17 protein-coding genes and 1 pseudogene are annotated in these 14,876 nt (G+C 31.9%); all 18 read right to left on the bottom strand.

Annotated elements, in window-relative coordinates; genetic code table 11:
- Positions 1-26 precede the first annotated feature (26 nt).
- Complete coding sequence (locus tag COE53_RS04435) at positions 27-620, bottom strand: DoxX family membrane protein (protein WP_069032884.1); 594 nt, start codon at positions 618-620, stop codon at positions 27-29.
- A gap of 88 nt (positions 621-708) precedes the next feature.
- A complete protein-coding gene (locus COE53_RS04430) occupies positions 709-1,146 on the bottom strand; it encodes a universal stress protein (RefSeq protein ID WP_069032883.1) in 438 nt (145 codons plus the stop codon).
- 309 nt (positions 1,147-1,455) lie between these two features.
- Complete coding sequence (locus COE53_RS04425) at positions 1,456-1,878, bottom strand: universal stress protein (protein ID WP_069032882.1); 423 nt, start codon at positions 1,876-1,878, stop codon at positions 1,456-1,458.
- 249 nt (positions 1,879-2,127) lie between these two features.
- A pseudogene (locus tag COE53_RS04420) lies at positions 2,128-2,403 on the bottom strand (stage V sporulation protein R); the annotation flags it as partial.
- Between the two features lie 182 nt (positions 2,404-2,585).
- Complete coding sequence (locus COE53_RS04415; RefSeq protein ID WP_091024855.1) at positions 2,586-3,554, bottom strand: carbohydrate kinase family protein; 969 nt, start codon at positions 3,552-3,554, stop codon at positions 2,586-2,588.
- Positions 3,555-3,625: 71 nt separating this feature from the next.
- A complete protein-coding gene (locus COE53_RS04410; protein ID WP_091024857.1) occupies positions 3,626-5,101 on the bottom strand; it encodes a glycoside hydrolase family 32 protein in 1,476 nt (491 codons plus the stop codon).
- 63 nt (positions 5,102-5,164) lie between these two features.
- Positions 5,165-6,622, bottom strand: a complete 1,458-nt coding sequence (locus tag COE53_RS04405; RefSeq protein WP_091024859.1) for a sucrose-specific PTS transporter subunit IIBC — start codon at positions 6,620-6,622, stop codon at positions 5,165-5,167.
- Between the two features lie 129 nt (positions 6,623-6,751).
- Entirely contained in the window at positions 6,752-7,744 is a 993-nt protein-coding gene (locus COE53_RS04400) for a LacI family DNA-binding transcriptional regulator (protein ID WP_286143888.1), read from the bottom strand.
- A gap of 433 nt (positions 7,745-8,177) precedes the next feature.
- Positions 8,178-8,459: a reverse transcriptase family protein gene (locus COE53_RS04395; protein ID WP_175403457.1), complete on the bottom strand. Its 282-nt coding sequence runs from the start codon at positions 8,457-8,459 to the stop codon at positions 8,178-8,180.
- A gap of 710 nt (positions 8,460-9,169) precedes the next feature.
- Complete coding sequence (locus COE53_RS04390) at positions 9,170-9,400, bottom strand: hypothetical protein (protein ID WP_098234312.1); 231 nt, start codon at positions 9,398-9,400, stop codon at positions 9,170-9,172.
- A gap of 222 nt (positions 9,401-9,622) precedes the next feature.
- The gene (locus COE53_RS04385; protein ID WP_098947507.1) at positions 9,623-10,357 is read right to left on the bottom strand and encodes a hypothetical protein; all 735 of its coding nucleotides are present in this window, start codon (positions 10,355-10,357) and stop codon (positions 9,623-9,625) included.
- 231 nt (positions 10,358-10,588) lie between these two features.
- On the bottom strand, positions 10,589-10,807 hold the full coding sequence (locus COE53_RS04380) for a hypothetical protein (RefSeq protein WP_098947506.1): 219 nt from the start codon (positions 10,805-10,807) through the stop codon (positions 10,589-10,591).
- Positions 10,808-11,099: 292 nt separating this feature from the next.
- Positions 11,100-11,951 (bottom strand): LolA family protein, encoded by an 852-nt coding sequence (locus tag COE53_RS04375; protein WP_098947505.1) that lies wholly within the window; start codon positions 11,949-11,951, stop codon positions 11,100-11,102.
- Positions 11,948-12,514 (bottom strand): sigma-70 family RNA polymerase sigma factor, encoded by a 567-nt coding sequence (locus COE53_RS04370; protein WP_098947504.1) that lies wholly within the window; start codon positions 12,512-12,514, stop codon positions 11,948-11,950. Before COE53_RS04370 ends, COE53_RS04375 begins: the two co-directional genes overlap by 4 nt.
- Positions 12,515-12,745: 231 nt before the next feature.
- The gene (locus tag COE53_RS04365) at positions 12,746-12,964 is read right to left on the bottom strand and encodes a hypothetical protein (protein ID WP_098947503.1); all 219 of its coding nucleotides are present in this window, start codon (positions 12,962-12,964) and stop codon (positions 12,746-12,748) included.
- A gap of 466 nt (positions 12,965-13,430) precedes the next feature.
- Positions 13,431-13,772 carry a GNAT family N-acetyltransferase gene (locus COE53_RS04355; protein WP_098947513.1) on the bottom strand — a complete coding sequence of 114 codons (342 nt, stop codon included), beginning with the start codon at positions 13,770-13,772 and terminating at the stop codon, positions 13,431-13,433.
- 202 nt (positions 13,773-13,974) lie between these two features.
- Positions 13,975-14,238 carry a hypothetical protein gene (locus COE53_RS04350; RefSeq protein WP_098947501.1) on the bottom strand — a complete coding sequence of 88 codons (264 nt, stop codon included), beginning with the start codon at positions 14,236-14,238 and terminating at the stop codon, positions 13,975-13,977.
- Between the two features lie 93 nt (positions 14,239-14,331).
- Positions 14,332-14,802 carry a hypothetical protein gene (locus COE53_RS04345; RefSeq protein WP_098947500.1) on the bottom strand — a complete coding sequence of 157 codons (471 nt, stop codon included), beginning with the start codon at positions 14,800-14,802 and terminating at the stop codon, positions 14,332-14,334.
- Between the last annotated feature and the right edge of the window lie 74 nt (positions 14,803-14,876).

Here is a 14,876-nt window from a genome sequence, read left to right as displayed (position 1 = left end):
TTAGTCCTTTTCTGTTATCTCATTAATTACACTTTATTAATAACTTGTTTTGTTTCTTTTATATCCATTTTTTCCCATGGTGTTCCTAAAAACGGTAGTGTCCATCTATCTAATCCATACCATCCCGCAACTTTCCATCCTAATACTAACCAAGTAGCTAGAATAAACAAAAGGGGGTTAGTACTAAGCGTTCCAGCAAATAAATAGCTTACACTCATTAAACTACCAAAAAAAGCAGCAATTCCTGTTAGTAAACCTAAAATTAGTCCTAAACCTACAAGAACCTCACCATAAGCTATTAAATATGAAAAGAATTTTGCATTTGGTAATACTGTGTGCTTTAAAAAACTTGCATACCAACCCGTTACATCTGGATGAGGAACATTAGAATTAGCTTTAGCTAAAGCACCTTGAGTAAAGCCTTTTACTACAGCTCCAGCTTTTGCTCCAGTCCAAACATCTGAATTTATTTTATCCCATCCAGCTGAAAACCATTCGTACCCTAAGTAAATACGTATAACTAACCAAATCCAAGCAGATTTACTACTGTTAAATAAAAAATTAGAAACAGGATTATCAGAAACAACAACTTCATAGCTTCCAACATTTTTATTTTTCATTGCTTCTCGCCCTCCTGAGCGTTTTCTTATTTTATAATTTAGACATAGAAAAAAAGCACATCAAGTTTAATCAAATTTAAAAAGATTATTATTTAATGATAAATACTGGGCAATTCACCTTTTGTACTACATAATGACTGACACTGCCTAAAAACAACTCTTTTAAATTACTTAGACCACGACTACCCATCACAACAAGGTCAGCATTATTACTATTAATAAAATCCACAATCGTACAAGAAGGAATACCTTCCAAAACGAATGTTTCTGTACGATTAGGAAGTTCTTCCAGCTTTTTATTTACTTCATTAAGTGCTATTTTCGCTATCTCATATTCTGTTTGGCGTATCTCGTCTATATTCAACGTACCGTAATTAGTAACATCAACAGGTACATGAAATACTGTGATGACATTCAATTCGATACTTTTATTTTGTTTTGCTAATGTGATAGCCCTGTCCAATGCTTTTTTGCTTAATTCAGAATTATCATATGGAACTACTATTCTTGAACATACATTTAACATCCTTTTCTTCCTCCTAAATATATTATCTAAACACTTCGATATAGTCCCAATAGGATCATATAATTTAGATGTATTCACTAAAACTACATTAGATTTGTAAAAGTAGTTCGATTCTTAATATACTTAAATTCTAAAGAACAGTTTTAATAGGTATTAAATTGACCTATATAGAAATAATTTTTGAGGGAAAAGTTAGTACAAAAATGTTTAAAAATCCTAATATGTAAAAATTATCAGCTTCAATTAGAATGATCTTTCTAGTAATTTCAAAATCTTTGTAAATACATACATAAATAAAATAGCACTCTATTATCTAACAATTAATACTGGGCAAGTAGCTTTTTGCAATACATAATGACTGACACTGCCTAGAAAAATTTCCTTTAATGTATTTAAACCACGACTTCCCATCACAACAAGATCACCGCCTTCTTGCTTAACAAAATCCACAATCGTTTCAGCAGGGTTTCCTTCCAATACATATGTTTTTGACTTGTTTGGCAGTGAATTTAACTTTTTCTCAATTTCAATAAGTATTTCATTGGCTGCTAAGAGTTCTGCCTTACGCATCACACGATAGTAAGAAACGGTATATGGTATATCAATAACCATAATAACAACCAATTCGATCCTTTTATCCTGTTTTGCTATACTCATTGCCGTTTCTAGTGCCTTTTTACCTAATTCAGAATGATCATATGCAACTATCATTTTCGAGCATACAGATAACATATAGTTCACCTCTTTCCAATAAATCTTATTCTTGCTTTGAATTTAATATCACTTTGTAATTATAAATTTGAATGAATTTCATAATTTTATTAAGTGAAAATTTCATTAGATTGTTTGAAGATTTTAATATAGCAAAAAAATAAAAAACACCATTCTAATCGAATGATGTCTTTTGATTAATCTTATTAGTGAGACTTAAAGATTTTTATTCATTTAGCGCACTTATATATCCTTTTTTGTATTAAAGAATCAAATATACTTCCGATGAATATTCTTCCCATCATAACTAAACAACACAGACTTATTCTCAATGTTCTTCTCCAAATGTACCCCTCTACCCCACAACTGATGAATATACGGCATTACCTTCTCAACATCTAATTCCATATTTTCATAGGAATGCTTCAAATAAAGCTCCCCATTTTTTAAATAATCACCTTCTTGAACAACGATGTATGGGAATCCGCTATTAACCCTACTAACAACAAGTTGATTTCTTACATTTTCCCATGCCTTATCCGTAACTATAGGAAAATAAAAGTCGATTTTCATAAATTTGAAAATCGACTTTTTAATTTATTTGATTTGAAACATTACAATTATAATATTAAAAGAAATAATTTCATATATACAACTAAATTATTCCGTGAATATTAAAGTTAATAAGCATAATAATAGACCAGCAATTGCATTAATTAAACAATTTTTTATCCATTTATTAACTGAATAATTGTTTCACGATCTGGAAGGGAAGAAATTGCACCTTTACTTGTTGTTGTAAGAGCTCCACTGGCATTTGCAAATGTAAGGAATTCTTGATAGTTTTTCTCAAATAATTCCACTAAATTAACCTGAGTTGCTTTCTTCTCAAGCAATTTGAATAAAATCCCCCCAATAAAAGCATCACCTGCACCAGTTGTATCTTGTACTTCAACTTTGAATCCTTTTGATTCAAAGTTTTTATCATTTAAGTAAAGCTCCGCACCCTTTGAACCTTTTGTATAAATAATAGCCTTTACCTCACCCCTAAATAAAGTAGAAATTGCTTCTTCTACATCTGTAATATCAGTTATGAATTCGAGTTCTTCATCAGAAATCTTTACAATATGACTCAGAGGAATAAAATCTAAAATAGTATTTTTACATGCCTCGGGGTTTTTCCAAAGAGGAAGACGTACATTTGGATCGAAGCTAACAATTCCACCTTTTGAAATAATTGATTTTATTGCTTTTATATGAGCTTGCTTCATCGGACTTTCAACTAAATCAACGGAACAGAAATGAAGAATATCGTTTTTTGTAAACCATTCATCTTTAACTTCTTCCTCAGTTAGTAATAGATCGGCAGAAGGATTTCTGTAAAATGAAAAGTCACGATCACCGTTTTCCTGAAGGGAAACAAAAGCTAAGCCAGTATTAGCATCAGTTGTTCTTAAAACTTTATCTGTCTTGACGCCAACGGCCGATAATTGATCACATATAAAGTCACCAAAAGCATCTTCTCCTATTTTTGTAATCATGGACGCGCTGCCACCGTACTTAGCTACTGCTGCAGCGACATTTGCAGGTGCGCCACCAGGTGCACGCTCAAAAGAAGTAACATCCTTTAAAGGTCTACCTTTCTGTAAAGGAATAAAATCAATTAATACTTCACCGATTGAATATAATTGTCCCACTTTTCCACCTCATCATTTTTAAAGTCTCTACTTTATCAGCATCAAATTTAACATGTTAAAATTTTAAAAAGTTAATAATCCCATTTCACTGCTTGAAGTTTAACACTTCCACGTGATGCAAAGAAACGAATTCCAGTGCTTTCTTCTTTAGGGAAAATCCTGCTCGTGATTACTTCTTCACCATCATTTATGAAAATCTCAACTGAAGAAACATCGACAAACATATGAATCTTAATTTTATCTTGTTTTAATTCCTGACTACATTTCCTAATCGTTCCAAAAGGAGAATCAATTGTTTGTCCAGAAAAAGTACGATCGAGTATAACCTTTTTCTCTATAACATCATAGGTCAAAATTGTTTTTTCTTTTTTACTTGTCCTAAATTCAATCCCAAATTCAGATGCATCTATATTTTTAAATTCACAAATCATCTCATATGATGTTCCATCGAAGCTGTTAAACGTCTTTGATTCGCTATTAATAATGTTTACTGTTTTAGCTTCCTGTTTACGAAGTGATTCAAGCTCTCTCACTGGCCGTTGAATTAACTTCCCGTTTTGAATTGACAATTCTCGTGGAATTGTTAAACAATGCGCCCATCCATTTTGATCTGTAGGATACACAATTTCAGGTAAACCCATCCAACCTACTAAAATACGACGTCCAGATGAATCAATTGTAGTTTGAGGTGCATAAAAATCAAAGCCACGATCAAGCTCTATAAATTCTCCATGTTCCATAACTTTTTGCAGTAGATCTAATTTTTTACCTAGCACATATCCAGACTGATAAATATTCTGATACTTGTCTCCTTCTGGTTCTATACCTTGAGGTGAAAAAATGAGTACTCCTTGATTTTGTAATTCGAAGTAATCAGGGCACTCCCACATGTATCCAAATGAATCCATTTTTGTCCTAATTTCCCCTTCAAATGTCCATTTAAACAAATCTGGTGAACTATATAAAACTACACAGCCAGTTTTATTACTTCTTTGTGCTCCAATAATTGCATAAAACAATTCTCCTACCTTCCATACTTTTGGATCACGAAAATGATCTGTGTATCCATGTGGTACGTCAGAGATTACAGGGGTATCTAGTTTTGTAATCCCCCCCTTTTTACCCATTATAGCAATGCATTGATAAGGATGTCTTACCCAATGTTCATCACGTGTATTTCCTGTATATAATAAATACAAATTATTCTTATGTTCTATTGCAGACCCTGAGTATGCTCCATGACTATCGTAGTAGTTATTCGGCTTTACTCCAATTCCAACGTTTTCCCAATGTACAAGGTCCTTTGATTTAACATGATACCAATATTTTAATCCATGCACAGCACCAAGTGGAAACCACTGATAAAACAAATGGTATTCCTCATTAAAATACGAGAATCCATTCGGATCATTTAAAAGCCCTGTGTTTGGTTGAATATGAAAAGATTGCCTCCATGGACAATTATCTACTTTAGATTTTAGTACAGCCAATTCTTCATTACTAACTTCTTCTAACTGGCGGTAAAGTAGTTCTTTTGTCCACTCCATTTTTTTCACTCCTTTAAATTAATAGAGGGGAAAATTTAAATTCCCCCTCTTCTTTCGAAGCACTTACGAATAAATTGCTTTTTCGGATGACATTTTAGTAGCAGTTATTCTTTCATCTCTTTTTGCTAGTACCAGTGTTACAATAAATGCTATCGAAAAAGATATCACCATTCCAACAATATACGGAATAATGCTTGTAGGTTTTATCGAAATAATACCAGGGATACCAGCTGCTCCGAGCGCAACTGCTTTTACTTTATATAACGTTACAAATGAAGAACCAGCAGACGATCCAATTATTGCACCTATAAATGGATACCTTAATTTTAAATTAATTCCAAACATTGCAGGCTCAGTAATTCCTAAAAGTGCTGAGATACCACTAGCCGAGGCAGTACTTTTAACTTTTTTATCTCTTGTGGTAAGAAAAATGGCAATTGTTGCTGCACCCTGTGCTACATTAGACATTGCTGCAATTGGAAATATGAATGATCCTCCTGTTTTACCAATATCAGCTAATAATTGTGTTTCTACTGCAATAAAACTGTGATGCATTCCAGTTATAACTATTGGTGCATAGATAAGGCCAACTATGGCTCCACCAATAAATCCAGTTGTATCGTATAACCATATTAAACCATCCGTTAATAAGTTACCTGCTGTGCGTGTAAATGGTCCAACTACCGTGAAAGTTATAATACCTGTAATAAAAATAGTAAGTAATGGAGTTAATAGATTGTCTATTGCTGAAGGAATTACTCTTCGCAAGTTTATTTCTATTTTAGCAAGAATAAAAGATGAAACGAGAACTGGTAATATACTACCTTGATACCCTACCTTTTCAATCTCGAAACCAAAAATCTTCCATACCGGAATATCATTTTTTATTAATGCCGCACCATAACCGTATCCATTTAGTAAGTCCGGATGAACCATTAACATCCCAAGTACCGCACCTAGATAGGGATTTCCTCCAAAACGTTGCGTTGCTGAAAAACCAATTAATATTGGAAGGAATACGAATGCTGCATTAGCGAACGTATTAATAAGTGAAGCTAAATCTGCAAGTGCAGGATTAGCTTCCACCAATGACTTACCCTCAATAATTAAATTCTGTGCCGTCAACACATTGTTAATCCCCATTAGTAAGCCTCCAGCGACAATGGCTGGGATAATTGGAACAAAAATATCTGAAAGCATTTTCACAAAACGTTGAAGTATATTCATTTTCTTTGTACCAGCATCTTTTACATCTTTAGTTGACATTTCTGAAATGCCAGCTAACTTTGCAAGCTCTTTATATACTTCATTTACTATACCCGCACCAAATATTATTTGATACTGTCCACCCGTAGAAAACGTCCCTTTCACTTCTTCTAGTTCATCTAATTTTTTTTGATCAATAATTTCTTCATCTTTTAATACTAGTCTTAGACGTGTTGAACAATGAGCCGCGGCAGTTATGTTCTCTTTTCCACCTATTGCTTCGAATGTCTCTTCTGCAATCTTTTTAAAATCCATAATAAATACCTCCTTTTTTTCATTGGAACCGGTTCCGAAATACATTAAAAAAACAAAACACCTGGTTTGATACTCAAAAGGAACCGGTTTCAAAATAAATCATATTTTTTGGAACCGGTTTCAACTTGATTATAAAATATTAACAATTCGATTGTCAACGCTTTCTCTTTCGATTAATTTAAATTTCGAATGTGTAACTTTATTGACATCTTCCCCATTAACTAATTTAACTATATTCCTAGCGGCCACTTGACCTGCATCTTTATAAAAATACTTAATAGTGGTTAATCCTGGATGAATCACCTCTGTAACATCGTATCCACCAAATCCTGTAATTGATAAGTCTTCGGGAATCCTTAACCCTTTTAAAGATGCAGCTTTTAAAACTCCAAGTGCTATATTATCTGTTGCGCACACTATAATTGAAGGTTTATATTTTTCAATTATCAATGTGGCCTGTTTTAAAGCTTCCATCATGCTAAAACTTGTTTCATGGAATCTTACATTGCAATCTACTACTTCCTCTAAAGCTTTTTTAAATCCTTCTTTACGTCTAACACCTACAGCAATATCTTTTTCTGTAACACCTAGGAATGCAATGTTACGATGTCCCTTTGACAAAACATATTTACCCATCTCGTAACCAGATTCGTAATCTTGATGAATTAAACTATATATTTCGTGATGGAGTTGACCAACTAAGATGACAGGTATTTGTATTTTTTTAAACGCCTCTAAATGCGCATCTGTTATCTGTGTAGCCATCAAGATTATTCCAGCTACTTTTTGTCTTGCAAAGCCATAAATGCTTTCAAGCTCTCGGTCTAAATCCTGACTAGTATTTGATATAAGCATTTGACAATTTAAAGCCCTTAATTCCTCATCAATTCCAATTAATGTTTTAGCAGCCGCATATGAATCTAGACGAGGAATAACTGTGCCTATAATATTTGTTCTCTTTGCTTTGAGACTTTGTGCGAAAGTATTTGGAATATACCCAGTGTTTATAATAACATTTTCAATCTTTCTTTTTGTTTCTTCACTAACTGATCCTCCGTTAAGATAACGTGATACAGTGCTCTTAGCAACCCCAGCTAGTTTGGCAATATCAGAAATTGTCATTTCCTTCACTCCCATTAGTTGAATTTTTTCTCACAAGCATTTAACCTACCATTAGTAAATACAGAACAAACGTATGTGCTAAAAAAATTGTATTATATAATCTACTTTTTTTAAAGCTTAATTAATACTCACAAATTAAAATCAAGTATCGTTAGCCAATCCAATTATAAGTGAAAATTTAGGAGATATGACAAACTTGTCTATTATCACAATTTATACAGCAGTAGCAAAAATTGAAAAATCTGTCGTGCTACAATTGTTTTAACTTGTTAAATATTAATTATTGCTATTCCCAAAAACACATACTTCCCCATTATTCTTTACCAATAAGCTTACTTACCAACGTTATTTTGCCCAATTAATTAGATTAAAACAAATCTTGGATGGCTGTTTATATATTATTTTAGATTTGTATTTTGTATTTTCATAGATTCTACAGTAATATTGTCGGGATTCCCAAAGGACGTTTCTTTCCATTCTTCTTTGGTATGTATACTCTTTTAACTGGTTGTGCTTGGTAAGTCTTTGCTTTCAACTTTTCAAGTAAAGACATGATATTTTCATGCAGGTTTGATTCATAGCTTTCTATTGATTCACCATCAATACCACCTGTTCCTTTATTCGCCTTAACTTGTTCAAAGCTTTGAGTTAATTTGCGGTCGAATAATAATTGACCATAAACACTGTGTAATTTAAATTTCCACTCTTGATTCATTACGTATTCCATGCCTTTCCTTGATGTTCATCCAAACGGTTTTACCTCGGTAACTTGATTGTTAACATTCCATCTTGTCCATGACTTGGAGTCATAGGTCGTTCCCCTTCCGTTCATTCGATGTTATGGTCATCAAACTACTTCTGTACTATGAGAATGTCTGACTTCTCTACCAGTTCATCATCACTTCGGATTTCCCTTATAGATTAGAACCCTGCCTGTTCGGTAAGGTAGAGACCTCACGGGGTCATCGCATTTTCCTTCAAGACATACCCTGCACCATCAAGTTATAAGCCACCTTTCCTCGTTCTGACTTCTAAAGAAAATGCCATTTTAGTGGGCTTCCTCACTCTTCGAAAAGTCGCTAACTTACTCCGCCCCCGTGCTTCACACTTCTTGCATTAGGGTCTATCTTTTCGTCTACGGGTCTCTCGATTTACCGCATCTCCTTCAGACAATACCTCACGATAATGCCCTAGATTAGACTTCTCGAGCTAGGTCAGTCTCCTCGAGGATGGATTTTCACCATCTGGAAGTCATTAATTTATCCTTCATTCAGTCGTCACACCGAGGTGTCGTCTCTGTCTAGATAAGCAAATGAAGGGCGCTGACTAAGTCAGCACCCTATGCGACTGCCCGTCGCACAAAAAGCCGCATATTAGCAGCTTGTGATCTTCAACTATTGCATGCTTTAGTTCTATAAGATGAATCTAAAATTTCTTTATTTCTTTTAATTCTTTCTTAACATCTTCAAGCTCTAATTCTTTGTGGGTTGGATATGCTTTAGTAATTCTCTTGTTTATATTGAATAAAAAATATACGCCTCTACTCAAAATGCCAAAAAATATTCCAAATGCAATGGCTCCTCCAATAGCTGGTGGTAACCAAAATAGGAAATATCCAATTATTGTAAATAAAACCATTAATAAAATTAGATACATACTTACTTGACCTCACAAAAATTATTTTACTAATGATATTCGTTAACGTTTTACTTTTTTCCTTTTATTACCATTCGGATTCATTTGTAATAACCATACTTCACAAACTTATACTAAAATAAATAAGCAGCCATTGGCTGCTTTTGAATTTCAACTAACGCATGATTTAGTTGAATAAAGAAATAGAAAAAGACTAGCCTTGACTAGTCTTTTTTTTTACTTTTATGGATTTGTCCCAACACCTATTACAACTGAAAATACACTATTTTTATTTCCAGAATCATATTTGATGATCGTAATTAATTTTCCTACTTCTTCAGGCGATGAAGGGAAAGTTGGGAAGACAGTTTTTAATTTATTACTTTTATATTCTATAACTGTTCTCATATCATCTAAAGTGTACTCTTTTACCTTTATTGCATCTGAAGGAATAAAACCTTTTGATATTGTAACGGCTTCTTTAAAATCTCTTCGTTTTGACGATGTGCTTTCAAATTGAAGTGTAATATTCCACGCTTTGTCGTCTAGAAACATAGGAAGTATGTAATCATTTTCAAAGCTTCCCATTTCATTATCACCTTTATTTTTACCATGATGGGTCTTAAATAATGAAACTGTATCTCCTAGTCCTATTTGCGGTGAAACAGGCGTTTCTTGAGTCTTTGAATTTTTAACTGGTTCTGATTTTGATGTTTCCTTTTTAACTGACTTGTTTTCTTTCTTTTCCGTTTCTTTTTCCTTTGCTACAACCGAAGCAGCCTTTTCCTTTGGAGCTTTATCTTTCACTTGATCGGTAGATGGGTCATCTGAAAAAATAGAAAGGAGTATAAAAATCCCAAAAAAACCTGACACAATAAATCTAGCAATCACTGAAAAGTGTTTGTGCCTCCACATTAGATATAATCCGACTGGAAAGAAAAAAATTAAAAATAAAATTGCTACCCATTTCTTACTCATGAATATGTACTCCTTACTTTTATTAAATTTTACTAATTATAACATTTGGCACGAAAGGACGGTGAATTACTATAAAAAAACTCGGTTAGAATCGACCGAGTTTTACTGCTAAATTATATTCAATTATCGCTATAAATATTAAGCAACTAATGCATGCGTTAGTTGAATAAGAAAAAAACAGAATCTTCTATGAGGAGACTCTGTTTTTAATGTTAAGTAATGCGGGATACCTTATGAGCAACACAGCACAGCATCACTTGCTGCATCCTCTGGAATGTAGACTTTATTATTTTTAACTTTATAAGGAATATTATTTTCTTTAAGCTTCTTTACGTTGACACTTTTTATTGTGTCACCCCATCTAACATATTTACCTTTGTATTCATTTTGACAAGCAGACACTAATAAAAGATTGGTAACACATAATAATAAAATTAGAATTTTTTTCAAAAGCTCTAACTCCTTTGTTAATAATTCATAGTTGAATTCAGATATTTTAATTATAACAAACGGTCAACGACTCAGTTTATTTTAATTTTACCATAATTATCCATTTTACAGTTATCCTATTCTTTGAACCTCTAAACAAAATAAAATAGAAGCCGAATATCGGCTCCCAGTAGTTATTGAACTAAAGCATGCGTTAGCCATCCATGAATCAGAGATTCACAACAGTGAATGGCAAATTAAATCGTTCTCCCATAGTAGTTGAATAACGAATTGATTGAAAAACCGAAACTTATTAATCCTCAAATTTCGGATTACGCTCTGATTTTTCCATATATATTTCATATTCTCTTTTCTGGTCTTTCGTCATTTCTCTAGGATTTCTAGCATCAATAACATGTGCTCCTTTAGGTGCTTTGATATCAAAAATACTTTGAGAAATATCGGCATTAAAATCTAGTTTAGTTATTTTAGAACTTTCAATTCGAGTATGATCAGGATTGATTTCAATTTCTCTTACCAAAAAATCTGTTTTTTTATCAAACCATAATTCTATTTTTTCTGTATCTGATGGTTGAACTAAATATTTATTAACTGTACGATTAAAAAAGGTGTCTGTTCCGAGATCTTTTATTTGTGAAGAATCTAATTCTAAGAACATTTTTTTTGCCTCTAAGTATCCTTCACCATCGTTTTTTTCGATTAGGAAAATATTTGATTCCTTATCGTATGAAGCAATGATTTTTCCATCTGAAATTGAATAGTTCCCATTTTGCCACTCATCTCTTTCCTTTTTTCCAGAAATATAAGTAGTTAGAGTATCACCATTCATATACTTTTCAACTGCCATAAATTTAGTCTTAGATGGGAGATTATCCATTTTCTCAACCTTGTCTTTAAGTAACAAATTTAATGCCGTTTCAATTGATGCTTTGACGGGTGGAATAGTCATTGAACTGAAACCCAATACAATGATTACACAACAAGCTGCAACTAGTTTTTTCCAACTCTTCATTGATTTTTTCTTATTAATTGTTTGTTTTAAAGCTCTTTTTAATTTAGCTTTTTCAAATTCACTTACTTCCATTTCCTCATATTCATTTACATCTATGTCAATCTCATTTAATAATGCATAAATATCTTTCATACAATACTACCTCCTAGATTAAGATTTGTAGCTTTTTTAGAAAGTTTCTTTTTTCCTCTATAAATCCGATTATCAATGGAAGCTTTAGTCAAACCGAGTTTTGTAGAGATCTGCTCCGTTTTTAATCCTAGTAAGAACTTCATAATAAAAATATCTCGATCAAGTGGATCTAATTGATTGATTAATTTAATTAGCTCAGATTTATCTTCCAATTTAATTAATTCATCTTCAACTGATTCTTCAGCATTCAAATCCATATAATTTGAAGGGAACTCTTTTTCTTTACTCATTCTCCTGTAATAATCAATCGACTTAAACTTTGCAATCGCACAAATCCATTTCTTGAAATCACATGAATTTCCATCGAACTTTTTCGAATGGTTCCATATTGAAAGAAAAATATCATTTATACATTCTTCTATAATTCCATCATTTTTAAGAGGGGCGAGAACTTGATAAGCCACTCCTTTTATTAATGGCAAGTATTGATCAACTATAAATTCTAATGCGTCTTCTTTTTGTCGCTGTAATCGCTGAATAAAATTTTTATCATTAGACTTCATTTAATCATTCCCTTATTTTTTGGTAAAAGATTTTACATATTATAAAACGTATTAAAAACAATTTTTTCTCACAATTTTAAAATAAAAAAGCATTACTTCTTGGTTATCGAAGTAATGCATGTTTAATTCTATTTTTACTTTAAAAAGACCTTTTTTGTTGAACTAACGCACTGCGTTAGTTGAATAAGAAATATGAGGAATGCTATGCTAGTTACATATTAATTATTCAAGCTATTTCAGGATGTTTGAAGTGTTTTCCTTTAATTCGTGTTCATATTCCATAACTTGTTTCTTGTGTTTTGTTTTAAGAAAAAAATAAATAGACATTATTACAATTGCAAACAGTGTAATGATAAAACCTGCACTTACTAATTTAAGTATTGTAAATTGCAAGTCTAACATCCCAAATTTCTGTGCTTGTTTAATTGTTTCATTTGCTAAATTTTCCATTCGCTTGACCCCTTTTTATTGTTTATCCTCACACTGCGTTTGTTCAAAAATAGTCATTTATATAAAAAAGCAAAAAATAAAGTAAAATAACAGCAAGTATAACTTTAAAAATCATTTTTACTATGGGGTTCTCAATGATTTTCAGTAAAAAGAAAAAAAATATAACTACTAATATACTAACTTTAAAAAAATCTCTAATGGCATAAGTCAATAAACGAAAAAATATAGTTGAGTCCATCTAGAAAATTCTCCCTTTAGCAACTTTTTTATTAAATTTTTTAATATAACATTAATGATAATTATACTAGATATATCCACAACTGTAATTTGGGGGAATTTCGCTTTTTTTTACGAAAGTTTAATCGTTCTTATACAACTAACCTGCTATTTTGTTGAATAAGAAAGACCGACTTTACAGCCGAACACATTGTACAACTAAAGCATTAGTTAGTTGCATAAGGTAATTTCATTTTCTATGCATTACAAATTGTGATTTACTGAATTTAAAATGATTTTTTGCGTAAAATGGGATTAAATATTCTTCGCAAAATAAGCTAATTACATCAATATTAGAAAGCTCATCTAATAATTTGGAAACTAGAATCCTCCCAATGCCTGAATTTTGAAATGATGTATGAATAACAACATCTTCTATGTATGCTCTAAATTGACCGTCAGAAATGGCTCTGGCAAACCCTATAAGTTTACCATCTTTCCAAGCACCTATTGAAATTACTGATTCTAACATCTGTTCAATATCTTCCTCATTTCTTTCTGCCCACCAACCTGCATTTTTATAAAGATGCATAAGGTCAATTGCTTTAATTTGTTTTTCATTGTAATTCAAATAATCCACGTTCAAGTTATCTTCTCCGTTCTATATAGTTTCGCTCTCATTATTTTACATAAAAAATACCATACTGTCTTATGTAACTAATCTGCCACTTTATTCAATAAAAAAGCTCTACTTCTTTATAGAAGTAAAGCACTGCGTTAGTTGCATAACTTTGTCACTTAATTGTTATCGATAGAATCATTAATAACAGAATAATAATGTGTATCCAAACCATAAATTTTATAATTATTACAGACCATGCTTTCCTTTGTAAACCGAAAAACATGACAATGAAATAGAATAAAAGACTTGCTATTCCTCTGATCATATTTCCGTCTGCAAAAATTAGAATTTCATTTATTAATGCTGAAACAATAAATAGTATTAAATATAACTTATAAATTTTTTCTTTTCTTTTTTCGTTTGTAAATTGATACATGATATAAACCTCATTTTTCTCACTTACTCTAATCGTGATGTTGAACTAACGCATTAGTTAGTTCAATAAGGAATTTGAATAAAAAATTATTTATCATTTAACTATATGAACTTTTACAAAATAGTTGGCTAATGTCCCTTCCCCGCCAAAGTCCGTACTGTATGTCAAAATATAATGACCAGGTGTTGTTATCATCTGAAAAACTTTATTAGTTTCTATGTCAGTTTCTATGCGGTTCAACGATTTGTTTTGATCGACACTGTCATAAAAAACTTGCGTATAAGTATGAGGTGCATCATTTTTATAGATAATATGCTGACCCACTTTAACCGTAACCTCAGGTTGGTCATCCAGCAAATCATATAGTTCTCTTACGTTGTGATACTTCAAAGTTTTAACACTGTTTTTCCCATAGGATGGATAGTCAAAATCTTTTGCTTTTAATACATAAGTTTGCTTCTCTACTTTTATGCTAGCTTCTGGTGGCTTTGGAGAAAAAATAAAAATGTAATAAGCCAAAAAGATAGTAATAATAATGCCGATCCATTTCAATTTTTTATTCATCTAGACAATACTCCCCTAAAAAATTCCAATTATTTTCTTTAAATTATACTATACAATCTTAAGTTGTAATTTGG

This window comes from Bacillus sp. AFS029533 (genome assembly GCF_002585125.1).
In the GTDB taxonomy this organism is placed as follows: Bacteria; Bacillota; Bacilli; order Bacillales; family Bacillaceae_G; genus Gottfriedia; species Gottfriedia luciferensis_B.
The sequence above is the reverse complement of the archived record's forward strand: the minus strand, read 5'-3'. Positions and strand labels throughout refer to the sequence as shown.

Excerpts from the sequence above, each read along its gene's own strand:
- COE53_RS04435 (WP_069032884.1), bottom strand. The coding sequence starts at position 620 with ATGAAAAATAAAAATGTTGGAAGCTATGAAGTTGTTGTTTCTGATAAT.
- COE53_RS04430 (WP_069032883.1), bottom strand. The coding sequence starts at position 1,146 with ATGTTAAATGTATGTTCAAGAATAGTAGTTCCATATGATAATTCTGAA.
- COE53_RS04425 (WP_069032882.1), bottom strand. The coding sequence starts at position 1,878 with ATGTTATCTGTATGCTCGAAAATGATAGTTGCATATGATCATTCTGAA.
- COE53_RS04410 (WP_091024857.1), bottom strand. The coding sequence starts at position 5,101 with ATGGAGTGGACAAAAGAACTACTTTACCGCCAGTTAGAAGAAGTTAGT.
- COE53_RS04405 (WP_091024859.1), bottom strand. The coding sequence starts at position 6,622 with ATGGATTTTAAAAAGATTGCAGAAGAGACATTCGAAGCAATAGGTGGA.
- COE53_RS04400 (WP_286143888.1), bottom strand. The coding sequence starts at position 7,744 with ATGACAATTTCTGATATTGCCAAACTAGCTGGGGTTGCTAAGAGCACT.
- COE53_RS04395 (WP_175403457.1), bottom strand. The coding sequence starts at position 8,459 with ATGAATCAAGAGTGGAAATTTAAATTACACAGTGTTTATGGTCAATTA.
- COE53_RS04390 (WP_098234312.1), bottom strand. The coding sequence starts at position 9,400 with ATGTATCTAATTTTATTAATGGTTTTATTTACAATAATTGGATATTTC.
- COE53_RS04385 (WP_098947507.1), bottom strand. The coding sequence starts at position 10,357 with ATGAGTAAGAAATGGGTAGCAATTTTATTTTTAATTTTTTTCTTTCCA.
- COE53_RS04375 (WP_098947505.1), bottom strand. The coding sequence starts at position 11,951 with ATGAAAGATATTTATGCATTATTAAATGAGATTGACATAGATGTAAAT.
- COE53_RS04370 (WP_098947504.1), bottom strand. The coding sequence starts at position 12,514 with ATGAAGTCTAATGATAAAAATTTTATTCAGCGATTACAGCGACAAAAA.
- COE53_RS04365 (WP_098947503.1), bottom strand. The coding sequence starts at position 12,964 with ATGGAAAATTTAGCAAATGAAACAATTAAACAAGCACAGAAATTTGGG.
- COE53_RS04355 (WP_098947513.1), bottom strand. The coding sequence starts at position 13,772 with ATGCATCTTTATAAAAATGCAGGTTGGTGGGCAGAAAGAAATGAGGAA.
- COE53_RS04350 (WP_098947501.1), bottom strand. The coding sequence starts at position 14,238 with ATGTATCAATTTACAAACGAAAAAAGAAAAGAAAAAATTTATAAGTTA.
- COE53_RS04345 (WP_098947500.1), bottom strand. The coding sequence starts at position 14,802 with ATGAATAAAAAATTGAAATGGATCGGCATTATTATTACTATCTTTTTG.